The organism is Fervidicella metallireducens AeB (assembly GCF_000601455.1).
Taxonomy (GTDB): Bacteria; Bacillota; Clostridia; order Clostridiales; family Caloramatoraceae; genus Fervidicella; species Fervidicella metallireducens.
In genome coordinates, this window is the sequence record NZ_AZQP01000029.1 from 24,037 (window position 1) to 36,845 (window position 12,809).

Annotated in this window: 14 protein-coding genes; 12 read left to right on the plus strand and 2 right to left on the minus strand. The window is 34.4% G+C overall.

The window, feature by feature from the left end; all coding sequences use genetic code 11:
• The first annotated feature begins 93 nt into the window (after positions 1–93).
• From Q428_RS09325 to spoVAEA, 9 genes are all read left to right on the plus strand, one after another.
• Positions 94–1,329: a M16 family metallopeptidase gene (locus tag Q428_RS09325; RefSeq protein WP_035380325.1), complete on the plus strand. Its 1,236-nt coding sequence runs from the start codon at positions 94–96 to the stop codon at positions 1,327–1,329.
• A gap of 171 nt (positions 1,330–1,500) precedes the next feature.
• The gene (gene spoIIAA / locus Q428_RS09330) at positions 1,501–1,836 is read left to right on the plus strand and encodes an anti-sigma F factor antagonist (RefSeq protein ID WP_035380327.1); all 336 of its coding nucleotides are present in this window, start codon (positions 1,501–1,503) and stop codon (positions 1,834–1,836) included.
• A 12-nt stretch (positions 1,837–1,848) separates the two neighbouring features.
• A complete protein-coding gene (spoIIAB, locus tag Q428_RS09335; protein WP_035380329.1) occupies positions 1,849–2,274 on the plus strand; it encodes an anti-sigma F factor in 426 nt (141 codons plus the stop codon).
• A 19-nt stretch (positions 2,275–2,293) separates the two neighbouring features.
• Complete coding sequence (gene sigF, locus Q428_RS09340) at positions 2,294–3,046, plus strand: RNA polymerase sporulation sigma factor SigF (RefSeq protein WP_423219585.1); 753 nt, start codon at positions 2,294–2,296, stop codon at positions 3,044–3,046.
• Between the two features lie 125 nt (positions 3,047–3,171).
• Positions 3,172–3,315, plus strand: coding sequence for a hypothetical protein (locus Q428_RS15435; protein ID WP_161633614.1), 144 nt, complete (start codon positions 3,172–3,174; stop codon positions 3,313–3,315).
• Positions 3,316–3,319: 4 nt separating this feature from the next.
• Positions 3,320–3,772: a stage V sporulation protein AC gene (gene spoVAC, locus Q428_RS09345; protein WP_152539109.1), complete on the plus strand. Its 453-nt coding sequence runs from the start codon at positions 3,320–3,322 to the stop codon at positions 3,770–3,772.
• 9 nt (positions 3,773–3,781) lie between these two features.
• Positions 3,782–4,798: a stage V sporulation protein AD gene (spoVAD, locus tag Q428_RS09350; RefSeq protein WP_035380333.1), complete on the plus strand. Its 1,017-nt coding sequence runs from the start codon at positions 3,782–3,784 to the stop codon at positions 4,796–4,798.
• Between the two features lies 1 nt (position 4,799).
• Positions 4,800–5,156: a stage V sporulation protein AE gene (spoVAE, locus tag Q428_RS09355; protein ID WP_035380334.1), complete on the plus strand. Its 357-nt coding sequence runs from the start codon at positions 4,800–4,802 to the stop codon at positions 5,154–5,156.
• A 12-nt stretch (positions 5,157–5,168) separates the two neighbouring features.
• Positions 5,169–5,729 carry a stage V sporulation protein SpoVABEA gene (gene spoVAEA / locus Q428_RS09360; protein ID WP_035380336.1) on the plus strand — a complete coding sequence of 187 codons (561 nt, stop codon included), beginning with the start codon at positions 5,169–5,171 and terminating at the stop codon, positions 5,727–5,729.
• Between the two features lie 29 nt (positions 5,730–5,758).
• Here the strand turns inward: spoVAEA and Q428_RS09365 are convergent, their stop codons facing one another.
• Positions 5,759–8,131, minus strand: a complete 2,373-nt coding sequence (locus Q428_RS09365) for a transglycosylase domain-containing protein (protein WP_035380338.1) — start codon at positions 8,129–8,131, stop codon at positions 5,759–5,761.
• A 403-nt stretch (positions 8,132–8,534) separates the two neighbouring features.
• On the opposite strand from Q428_RS09365, the gene Q428_RS09370 reads away from it, so the two are divergent.
• From Q428_RS09370 to yunB, 3 genes are all read left to right on the plus strand, one after another.
• On the plus strand, positions 8,535–9,956 hold the full coding sequence (locus Q428_RS09370; RefSeq protein ID WP_035380340.1) for a glycosyltransferase family 2 protein: 1,422 nt from the start codon (positions 8,535–8,537) through the stop codon (positions 9,954–9,956).
• Between the two features lie 77 nt (positions 9,957–10,033).
• Positions 10,034–10,354, plus strand: a complete 321-nt coding sequence (locus tag Q428_RS14575) for a hypothetical protein (RefSeq protein ID WP_051515093.1) — start codon at positions 10,034–10,036, stop codon at positions 10,352–10,354.
• A complete protein-coding gene (yunB, locus tag Q428_RS14580; protein WP_051515094.1) occupies positions 10,333–10,719 on the plus strand; it encodes a sporulation protein YunB in 387 nt (128 codons plus the stop codon). The genes Q428_RS14575 and yunB overlap by 22 nt, the downstream gene beginning before the upstream one ends.
• Positions 10,720–10,782: 63 nt before the next feature.
• Here the strand turns inward: yunB and Q428_RS09380 are convergent, their stop codons facing one another.
• Complete coding sequence (locus Q428_RS09380; protein ID WP_035380342.1) at positions 10,783–12,258, minus strand: Na+/H+ antiporter NhaC family protein; 1,476 nt, start codon at positions 12,256–12,258, stop codon at positions 10,783–10,785.
• Between the last annotated feature and the right edge of the window lie 551 nt (positions 12,259–12,809).

Sequence of the window (12,809 nt, forward strand, 5' to 3'; positions counted from 1 at the left end):
TAAATTTATGATTATATGATGATATTTCATTGTTTTCATGTTATCCTAATTTATGAAATTTAAGAGTAAAATATTTGGTAGTGAGGGAAGTTGATGAAGGAGATTGATTTTAATAAAACAATTTTAAAAAATGGCTTAACAATTATAACGTCATACAGGGAAAGTAATGTTTTTTCCATGGGAATTGGTGTCAGGGTAGGTTCTTTATATGAGGATGAAAAGAATAATGGAATATCCCATATGATTGAACACATGCTTTTCAAGGGAACAAAAAACAGAGATGTGGATAAGTTAAACGATGATATTGAAAAACTGGCAAATGAATTTGATATTTATACCACATACCATCAGACGGTTTTAACAATTGATATTATGAAAAACAAGGCTGAAGCATCTATTGAAATTGCTTCAGATATGCTGAAAAATTCTGTGTTTCCACAGAGGGAAATAAGGCTTGAGAAAAATGTGATATGTGAAGAAATAAAGATGGAACAGGATGATGCTGAGGAAGTTTCTTTTTTAGGATTATACAGGGCAACCTTCCCGGACTATTGGTATAAATACCATATTGCAGGAACCTTAAAATCCGTAAAAAAAATAAAGAGAGATATGTTGATTGAGCATTATAAAAGGTACTATGTACCCAATAACACTGTGATTTGTATAGTAAGTTCTTATTCCCATGATGAGATATTGGATATGGTTGAGAGGTATTTTGGAGATTGGCAGCCTAATGAGTTAAAGGAGCCTGAAAGATTTTCAAGAAATTTTATTCCTCAAAAGGTTATAAGGCACAAAAAAGGAATAGAACAGACACATGTGATTTATGCCTTTGATATTCAAGGTCTTTCTAAGAGGGAGGAAGCTGCCCTTGCACTTTTAAACAAAAAGCTTGGTGCAGGAGCTAATTCGGTTCTCTTTAAGGAACTGAGGGACAGGAAGGGATATGCTTATAGTGTTTACAGCAGTATAGATTATACGAAAAATATTGAAATGTTCTATATATATGCAGGTATATCGGAGGAAAATTTAAAGGAAAGCTTAACTATAATTGAGGATATCATTAATAGATTTATAAATCAGGAGGTACTGATTGATGATGAGGTTTTAAATCTTTTAAAGGAATCCTTTTTTACGGATGCAGCTATAGATATGGAGTCATCCTCTAATTTAGTGGATTATCTACTTGATGGTGAGATGGATTATAAAAATCCGTTGGAATTTCAGAATTATTTAGATGTCATAAGCGATATTAATGTTGATGATGTTAAAGATATAGCTAAAAAGGTTTTAAAAAACCCAGTTATTCACATTGTTTTACCGGGATAAAGATTTAATGTATAAAATATGTTATGTTGGGGAATAATTAAGGTGCTTGTACAATAGAAAAATGCCATTTTTTAAAGGAATTTGTAAAACTAATTATATAGATGGTAAAAAGGAAAAAATATCTATTTATAGAATATATAAGTTATAAAATGTTAGCGGGGGGATAAAAATATGCTTTTAAAATTTAATCAACGGGGAAACACGCTTGTTGTAGCTTTAGAAGGTGAGTTAGATCATCACTCCTCTGAAAGTGCAAGAGTTAAGATTGATAATAAGATAGATGAAACTGGTGCAATCAACCTTGTTTTTGATTTTTCAGGTGTAAATTTTATGGACAGTTCTGGTATAGGTGTTGTAATAGGAAGATACAGAAAGGTTGCAGATTTTGGAGGAAAGGTTGGGATTATTAATCTTAGACCTAACATTAAAAGGGTATTTGAACTTGGCGGGCTTTTAAAAATTATAAAAGAATATAACACCTTAGATGAAGCTGTTATGAACTGGTAAGGGGGATATAACATGTTTGAGAATGAAATGAAAGTTGAGTTTCCAAGTAAATCGCAGAATGAGTCCTTTGCAAGGATTGTGGTTGCAGCCTTTGCGTCACAACTTGATCCTACTTTAGAAGAACTTTCAGATGTAAAAACTGCTGTTTCTGAAGCAGTTACCAATGCTATAATTCACGGTTATGAAAATGGCTCAGGTATAGTTACGATAAAATGTAAAATAAGTGATAGGACTTTGACAGTGGAGGTCTTGGATAACGGTAAAGGAATTGAAAATATAGATTTAGCAAGACAGCCTTTATATACATCTAAACCGGAATTAGAAAGATCAGGAATGGGCTTTACTGTTATGGAAACTTTTATGGATAGCCTTATTGTGGAGTCTGAAATCGGAAAAGGCACAAGAATTTTAATGACTAAAGAATTTAAATTAATATAATCCTGGGGAGATTAATATGATGGATAATGCACCCAACGGTAGTAATATACTTGAACATGACGAAGTTATTGAGCTTATTAATAGAATAAAACAAGGGGACAAGGAAGCACAGGATATATTGGTTCAGAGAAACATTGGGCTTGTATCTGCAATCGTTAAGAAGTTTTTAAACAGGGGCTATGAGTATGATGATCTTTATCAAATTGGATGTATAGGGCTGATAAAAGCTGTTAAGAATTTTGATCCTAACTTTAATGTCAGGTTTTCTACATATGCCGTTCCTATGATAATAGGAGAAATAAAAAGGTTTTTACGTGACGATGGTCCGGTTAAAGTAAGCAGAAACATAAAGGAAATTGCGAAAAAGGTTAAGATTGTTAAGGAACGATTGACCAATGAGTATGGAAGAGAAGTAAGTGTCAAGGAGATTGCCGATGAGCTTTGTATAACCTCAGAAGACGTTATTATGAGCCTTGAGAGTATGTCTGCTCCAGAATATCTGTATGACACCATTCATCAGGATGACGGTTCCCCAGTGCTATTGATAGACAAAATAAGTGAGGACAGGGATTATGGTTCAGATGTAATAGACAAGGTTGCTTTGAAGGAGCTTATAAACAGATTGGAGCCAAAGGCAAGACAGGTAATAATGCTTAGGTATTTTAATGATTTAACCCAGAGTCAGATTGCTGAGAAGCTTGGAATTTCTCAGGTTCAGGTTTCTAGAATTGAGAAAAAAGTGATTAAATTTATGCGAAGTAATATGATTTAAATTAAAAGAATGACTCACCTAAATATGGGGTATCCTATTTAGGTGGGTTATTTTTATTTTTTGAGAGATATTTTACATTAAAATCGAAAAAATTGGGAAAATAATATATAAATGGAGGTGGGTTAATGTTTAACGATGCAAAAAAGCAAGATGTATCTATTGTTAAACAAAGGGAGGATAAATATTCAAGATATGACTATGGAAAAGTTCGAGTTGATTTTTCAACTGGCTTTGTTGGAGAAAGTGACAAAATAAAGGATAGCAGGTGATTTTATGGAAAAGAAGATGGAAGAAAAATTAAAGAAGGATTTTGAAAAAATAGTACATAAAAAAAATCCAACTTCTAAATTTGTTAAGGATTGTGTAATGGCCTTCGTTGTCGGTGGGCTGATATGTGATATAGGTCAGTTTTTTATGAATACTTTTCTTTCACTGGGTATTCCAAAGGAAGATGTAAGTTATTATAACGCTGCGGTAATGGTGTTTTTAGGTGCGTTTTTAACGGGGCTTGGTGTATATGATGACATTGGAAAGCATGCAGGGGCAGGTTCAATAGTTCCAATAACAGGTTTTTCAAACTCAATTGTATCTCCTGCCATGGAGTTTAAAAGAGAAGGTTATGTTTTTGGAGTTGGAGCTAAAATGTTCGTTATTGCAGGACCGGTACTTGTTTATGGAATATCATCATCAGTTATTGTTGGGATAATTTACTATTTCCTTAAATGAGGTGAGATAATGGCAGAGAAGAAGCTTGGGTTACAAACTGTAAAATTAAAAAATCCTCCCTCAATAATTTCAACTTCATCCATAGTTGGGCCAAAGGAGTCAGAGGGTCCTTTAAGAGAATACTTTGATATAAAATTAGAGGATGATTTGTTTGGGGAGAAATCCTGGGAAAAGGCTGAATCTAAGATGGTAAGAGAAGCTGTGAGAAATGCCATAGAAAAAGCAAAACTAAAGCCTCAGGATATTGATTATTATTTTGGAGGAGATCTTTTAAATCAGATAATTTCATCTAGTTTTGCAGCGAGGGAGCTTCAGATACCTTTTTTCGGTTTGTATGGAGCTTGTTCAACAATGACTGAATCCTTAAGCCTTGGGGCTATGAACATAGATGGAGGATATTCTGATTATGTGGTTGCTGCTACCTCCAGCCATTTCTGTTCAGCTGAGAGACAGTTCAGGTTTCCATTGGAGCATGGAAATCAAAGACCACCTACATCACAGTGGACTGTTACCGGTTCTGGAGCTGCAGTTCTTGCAAAAAAGGGGAATGGACCTTATATAACCTATGTAACAACAGGAAGGGTAATGGATTTTGGAATAAAGGATGCAAATAATATGGGGGCAGCTATGGCACCAGCTGCAGCAGACACTATTTTAAGGCATTTTAAGGATACAGGCTTTGATGCTAAGGATTATGATTTAATCATAACTGGAGACTTAGGTAAAGTGGGTAGAGATTTAACGGTTGATTTGGTGTTTAAAAATGGGTATGACATATCCTCTAATTTTACAGATTGCGGTGTTGAGATTTTTGATCTTGAAAATCAGGATGTTCATGCAGGAGGCAGTGGATGCGGATGTTCTGCTGTTGTGTTTTGTGGATATCTTTATAATCAATTGTTAAATAAAAATCTGAAAAAGGTTTTACTTATTTCTACAGGAGCACTGTTAAGTCCAACCAGTACTATGCAGGGAGAATCTATTCCAGGCATAGCCCATGGGGTTACCATAGAAAGGATGGGATAATATGGATTATATTAGAGCCTTTATTGTTGGAGGAACGATATGCCTTATTGGACAGATACTTATGGATAAAACAAGTTTTACGCCAGCCAGGATACTTGTAAGTTTTGTTACTGCTGGGGTTATTTTAGGAGCCATAGGAATATATGATCCAATCGTTGAATATGGTAAGGCCGGAGCTACTGTGCCCCTTCCTGGTTTTGGATATGCTTTGGCAAAGGGAGCAATAAAAGATGTAAAGGAAATGGGTATTATTGGTGCCTTTACTGGAGGTATAAAGGCAACGGCAGCTGGAATTGCAGCCGCAATATTCTTTGGGTATTTGATGGCTATTATTTTTAACCCAAGGGCAAAAAGTTAAGGAGAGGTTTGTATGAAAAGAAAAGTAATATTGGTTACTGATGGTGACAGGGCTGCACAAAGAGCCGTAGAGATTGCAGCTAAAAATATTGGCGGCAGATGTATTTCAAGATCAGCGGGGAATCCCACTCCTTTGACAGGTGCAGAGATTGTGGAGTATATAAAGCAGGCGAAATATGATCCGGTAGTAGTTATGGTTGATGATAGGGGCGATACTAATAAGGGCTCAGGAGAGGAGGCAATGGAGTATATTTTAAAATCTCCAGATGTTGATGTTCTTGGAGTAATAGCCGTTGCTTCAAATACAAATGGAGTCATGGGAATAAAAATTGACTGTTCAATAGATCAAAATGGAAATTTAGTAAATAGAGCTGTAGACAAACATGGGATAGTAAAGGAAGATAAAATAATCAAGGGAGATACTGTTGATATATTAAATGATATTAAAAAACCATTTATAGTAGGGGTTGGTGACCCAGGCAAGATGGATGGATTTGATGACTGTGAGATTGGAGCACCGATAATTACAAAGGCTATGGATGAGATATTAAAACGCAGTAATTTTAAAAAATAAGGGAACCTTTTGAGGTTCCCTGTTTTATGCTACTGATTTTTTGATTTTTTATTCTCCTGGGAATTATTATTGTTAATGGTATTATTCAAAGATGTATTTCCTTCAGTACTGCCAGTTGAGTTGTCTTTGTTATTCTCATCTGGATTTGTGTTGGTGTTATCCGTTGGTGGATTTATATTACCAGGAGAAGAATGTAAAGGACAGTATTCTGTTGGTACATCTTTCTTTAAGAACACCTTTGTTATAACATCAGAAGGCGGACAATTAGGTGTTGCAAGTTTATTTGTTTTTTTGTCTATCATAACACTTACATGTTCATCACAGATTTCCACAGGCTGAGAGCCTTCGATAAACCATTGTGTTGCAACCCTTGAACCCCTTGGATCCTGTGAGCAAAGTTCAGAAGCAACTTTTCCAGAATCCAGGCATATTTGAACAGGAACGATACCATCGGGTTTAGTAAATGATTTATAAGGTAAGTTCTTATGGGCTTCTCTCATTATTGCCTGCCATATTTTTGAGGTATCAGTACTTGTAAACTTATATCCTTTTCCTTGCAGTGGAAGGTTTTTAGTATGACCTACCATAACGGCTCCAGAATAATAAGGTGTTACACCACAGTACCAAAGCTCTTTACGATTATCTGTTGTTCCGGTTTTACCAGCGGATGGCATGTTTCCAAAGTTTGATTTATTGCCTATAAGCATATCAAGTGTCAGATAAGATGCCTGTGGAGAAAGTGCTCTTCCGTTATATTGAGTTTTAACAAGAATTTCATTTCCAAGTTTATCTGTTACTTTTGTATACATTGTAGGTTCAATATATATACCATTGTTTCCAAAGACGCCGTATGCTGCTGCCATTTCATATGGGGTAAATCCGTGTTTAAAGGCCCCAAGAGCAATACCAAGATTTCTGTCGCTGTCATCAAGTGGTAGATGGAATTTATTCATTAAATAATCTCTGACATTATTTATACCTACCATCTGTGCTACTTTTACTGCAACAGTGTTTCTGGATTTTCTAAGCGCATCACGAACTGTTATACTTCCAAGGTAGGAGTTATCTTCGTTATCTGGTGTATATCCTGCTATATTAATTGGCTCGTCCACTAGAACCGTTCCAGGGTTTATAAGAAGCATATCAATTGCTGGGCCATAGTCGGCAAGTGGCTTAATTGATGAACCAGTCTGTCTGCGCACTTCTGTAGCCCTGTTTATGGAGCCTTTGTTTACCTTTCTACCACCTATTATTGCTCTCACTTGTCCTGTCTGATGGTCTATTACAACAGCTGATGCCTGTGGTTGAGGAATGCCCGTTGTTTTTGTTTCCTTAGAAAACAGTGGGTCAATATTTTTGTAATACTTATCATCGTCAATTACCTTTTGTGCAGCAATCTGAAGATTTGTGTCCATAGTAAGGTATATCTTGTATCCACCAGTTCTAAGTCTTTGTGCTGCTTCATCTTCTGAGATATTATGTTTAGCTGCAAAATCTGATATAACCTGATCCATTGCAGCGTCAACAAACCAATGGAATTTTAAAGGTTGAGAATCCTTTTTTGCTTCCTGAGCCTTTTTTATAACAAGAGGAATATTCTCCTGAAGGGCTTGTTGATACTGATCTTCAGTTATATATCCTAATTCCCTCATTTTCTTTAATACAAGTCTTTGTCTATCCATATATGGTATTTTGTCAGGAATTTCATCCTTAAGATAAGCTTCCTTTAAAGGATAGTATTTTGAAGGGAATTTTATAAGCCCAGCTAAAACTGCACTTTCTGCAATAGTTAAATCCTTGGCATCTTTATTAAAGTATTTATTTGCAGCTGCCTGGACTCCGTAAATACCTCTGCCACCAAGATAAATTGTGTTTAAATAAGCATGAAGAATCTGATCCTTTGTAAGTTTTCTCTCAATCTGTACAGAAAGATACATCTCTTGTATTTTTCTTGTAAATAATTTTTCAGATGTTAAGGCATAGTTTTTAATAAGCTGCTGAGTTATTGTTGAGGCACCTTGAGCCTTTGACATAGTCAGTATGTCGTGAACTATTGCACCGCCAATTCTTTTGAAATCTATTCCGTGATGAGAGTAAAATCTTTCATCCTCTATTGCCACAAAGGCATTTTTTAGATGATCTGGTATCTCATTACTTGGAATAATTGTTCTAACCTCTCCATCAGCAAAATCCTGAATATAGTTACCATCCTTATCATAAATTTTGCTGCTTTGATTTAAATTTGCAATAATGTCTGTATCAATGTTTGGAGCTGATTTTATAACTGCAATGGTTATTCCTGTTCCTGCAGCAGCTATAATAAAGAAAAGCAGCAATAAAGTTGTAAAAACGAATTTAATTATATTTTTACTTTTTTTCTTCTTTCTTTTCTTCTTTTCCATTGTTAACCTCCTTTTAGGCTAGGACACATTTTAATTATTGACATGCTTACGATATATTATAACATTCTACATGATTTTATTCTATCAAATCAAGCTGCTGGGTTTTGAATTTAGTTTAAAAAATCGTTTTAATATATTTTATTTGCTGTTTTTTATTTTTGTTTGATGATTTATGTAAAGTTTTTAAAATTTACAAATTATAGTATATCACATTTGCAAAATTAAAAACTTTTTGTGAACGTATTTTTAATAAATTGCTACTTCTATGTTATTGGAGGCAATAAGTAGTATAATAAATTCTTGGAGAGATGATAATAATTTTAAGATGTCTTTTATGATTATTGTCATAAACCGTCGAATGATATATAATAACCTTTGCATCTTTAAAATTGGAGGAGTGAAAATGAAGGATTTTATACTGAATTCTACTGCAGTTTTTCAAATCTCTGTATTTACAATTACTTTGTATTATTTAGTTATTTCTGTTTTTGGGCTCTATAAGAAAAAAGATAATACAGAGTATAAAGGCGATGAAAAGAGATTTGCACTAATAGTTGCTGCACATAATGAGGAGATGGTGGTTGGACATATAGTCGAAAGCCTTAAAAATCTTGACTATTCAAAGGATTTATATGATATTTTTGTAATAGCAGATAATTGTACTGATGGAACAGCTGAGGTTGCAAGAAACTTTGGCGCAGTTGTTTATGAGAGGTTTGATGGAGAAAAAAGAGGTAAAGGCTATGCCCTTGAATGGATGTTCAGTAAAATTTTTGAAATGGACAAAAAATATGATGCCATTGTGGTTTTTGACGCTGATAATCTAGCTTCTAGAAACTTTTTAAAGGAAATGAATAAGAAGCTTCAGGAAGGATATAAGGTTGTTCAGGGATATTTAGATAGTAAAAACCCACATGATTCATGGATATCAGAATCATATTCAATAGCTTTTTGGACTTCAAACAGGTTGTTCCAATTATCAAGGGCTAATCTGGGATTGTCTAATCAGATAGGTGGAACAGGGTTCTGTGTTGATGTAGAAATTTTAAAGGAATTAGGATGGGGAGCTACATGTTTAACTGAGGATTTAGAGTTTACTTGTAAGCTTGTTCTCAATGGATATAAGGTGGGATGGGCCCACGATGCAGTTATTTATGATGAGAAGCCATTAACTTTAAAACAATCATGGAATCAAAGAAAAAGATGGATGCAAGGATTTACTGATGTAGCTTCAAGATTTTTTACAAAACTAATGAAAAAGGCTATAAAGGATAGAGATTTTGTTGCATTTGATTGTGCTATATATACGATTCAGCCATTTGTAATTGTTGCATTTGGTCTGGCAGCGGTACTTACTTTCCTTCAGAACAACAGTGAGCACGGCTTAAATATATTTGTTATCAACTATTTATTTAATCCGATAGTATGGATTATATTCAGTATGTTCCAGTTTTTGTTTACACCATTTGTAATGACTTTGGAGAATAAGCTCTCAAGAAGAATGTTTGTATTTTTTACATTATATTCTTTTAATATAGCAATATTTAACATGGCATTTGATTCTACAGTGAAGCTTGTGGTTACGGTTGCAGCTCATACTGCTTATTTACTGGTTTTCACAGCTGTGTTGCTGGCAGTAGAGGGAAAGCAGTCATTAAAAATATTTGTATGGTATCTTTTATATGGTATCTATACATTAACATGGGTGCCTATTACGATTCAAGGAATTATTGATAAGGATAAGAAAGAATGGAGTCATACTAAACATACAAGACAAATAAGTATAAATGAGATTGAGAGTATTGATAGTAAGTCAGTAGCATAAAGAACCAGAAAACTGGTTCTTTTTTTGTAACAAAATTTAATGATTATGCATATTATAGTAAGAAGGGGGTGTTGTATTTGGGTAGGCCCTTTAATGGAAAAAAAGCAAGAAGATCAATTATCATTGGGTTATTTTTTGTTATTATATTATCTGTCTTTTATAAAATAGACAAGGATTTAAAACCTATACTTATGGCCTATTGCGATAATGAGGCTAGAATGGTTGCAATGGAAACTATAAACGGAACCATTAGAGAGGAATTTGGTAATAAGATATCCTATGATGACTTAATGACAATTAAGACTGATAAGGATGGAAACGTGGTTATGATTCAAGCCAATACTGTAGAGTTAAACAGAATTGTTCCCAGATTGCTTTGTCTGTTCAAAAAAGAATAGAGCAGACGGAGAAAAAGGAGGTAAGAATACCAATTGGAGCTTTGTTTAAAAATGATTTATTTGCATTTTACGGTCCTAAAATAAAATTCAAAATGGCACCTGCTGGGAACGTTTTCTCTAGCTATCGTTCTGAATTTTCAGCAGCTGGAATTAATCAAACAAGGCATATAATATATCTTGATGTTAAGGCAAGTGTTCAGGTAGTAATTCCTTTAGCCAGAAACAGTGTAGTTGTTAACTCCAGCATCCCCATAGCTGAAAGTATAATAGTAGGTAAGGTTCCTGACACCTATGCTAATATTGATGGTTTAAATTCTTCTAACAATCAAAATCAAAAAAATGTAATAACCCCAAGGAACCCCTGAGGGAAATTTGAAGTTTTTAAAATTAAAATGGACAGCATATAATTTTATATGCTGCCCTTAATTTTATGCTGAATGTGTTTGATTGTTTATTTTTTGATTATTCTTTTTTAATCTTACCTGTGGTTCTGTTGGTAATTTAAATAGAGGTATAAAATTGTCTAATCCAGTTAATGTAAAAATTAATATTGTTCCTACTGCAATCATAGCCATAAAGTTGTATTTAATGATATCGGTTGGTATGAATTTATGAAGAGGATAAACTGCACTTGCAATTCCAGTATAGAAACCTATGTATACGTGCCATGGAATTAATTGAGAACCAAAAACACCAAGGGCATCACCAAAGGTAGCGTTTCTTAATCGAAGTGTGTACATATCTTTTTCGCTTCCTTCAACGTTATCCTCTAGAAGTTGTTTTGTGATTGGACCAATTGTAACGATTTGTGCCATTTCATCAGAAAGGGCAGCGTTACCTAAAAGACATAGACAGCCATTGTAGAACATAAGCTGACGTACGCTCTTTGAGATACGAGAAACTAATTTTGATAATGGTTCAAACGCCTTCATTTTACCCATAATACCACCAAAGGCTCCGACCCACATCATCATTACTATAACCCAGCTTCCAGCATCTGAGAAACCAGTTTTAAGAAGATCTAAAAATGCTGATACGCTTTCAACTGTTCCAGCGAAAAGACCTAAAATCATAGAAGAAACAATTCCTATACCAAGGCAAACAAGGGTATTAACACCCTTTATAGCTACTGCAAGAACTAGCAGTAATGGAATAATCATATATACAGGAACTCCTGTTTTAACCTGATTTAAAAGACTGACAGCTGATGGTCTTGCTTCATTTAGGGCTGTCCAAACATTTTCAGGTACTTGATTGATTGCATCTGCAGCATTTCCAACTGTAGATGGAAGACCAAGGCTGATACTTACAATAAATATAACTATACCTGTTGTTATCATGCAGAATAAAGACCAAAAACCTTGATGTCTTATTCTATCAATTACCTCAACTCTTTGGATACCTGAGCTAACAACAGTTGTGTCTGAAATAAGACCGATGTTATCTCCAAAGCATGCTCCACCGGCTATTGATGCTGTTGTTAAAAGCAGATTACCTCCAACTATGTGGTTTAACCATAAGAATATAGGTGCACAAGCTGCAAAGGTTCCCCATGAAGTACCTGTTGCAACGGATAAGATACATGTAACTACAAAACCTGTAACTGCAACTGTTTTACCTGTAAGGCCCAGCTTTAAAGCTACATTAATAATAGAAGCACCTACTCCTGTAGCCATGAAAGCCTCTGCCATGCCGTATGCTGCCATAAGGATAAAGAATACATACTGCATTTCCTTTACGTTATCAACAGCTGCGTCAACAATGTCTTTAAATTTGAACTTTTCGGTAATTACAGCGATAATTGCAGCTGTAATCGTTGCTAATGGTGCTGCTAGTAGAGCATCCATTCCCGAAATCATTAGTCCTGCCATTACAAAGACAGGTAAGAGTTTGATTAATGCCATCTTTTGTCCCCCCATTGTCGTATTTCTGCAATTAATGATAAATTTTTCATTAATTACAGAATATGATATTTTTAATTATATTATACAACAAAATGACACAATATACAAATAATTATATAAAATCATAAAATTCAGAAATGAAATTTATGCTGTTTACAAAGTTATGTACTTTAAAACCTTTTGAACAATCTAAGGAGTTTTAAGCTATTTAATCAAGTAAGTTTATAGTTTTCTTAGTTTTAGAAAAGTAAAATAGACTTATTTCAACATAGCCTGGAGTGTCGATATATGAAAAACGAAATTAAATAAAGAAAAATAGAGTATGCAAAAGATAAATATCGATATATATTATTTTGATGACATATGCCTTTAAGGTAAAATGATATCATACATTGTGTCGTCGCGAGGCGACAGAGAAAATCGATCATTGAAATGGGGGTAAGACCCTTAACACAATTGTGTGTTAAATATAATGCAGTAAGCGAACGTACCATAATAGATGTGAAAGGTCGGATGTGAGAGGTGGGAGCCTTGAGCAGGACCTTAAGCAG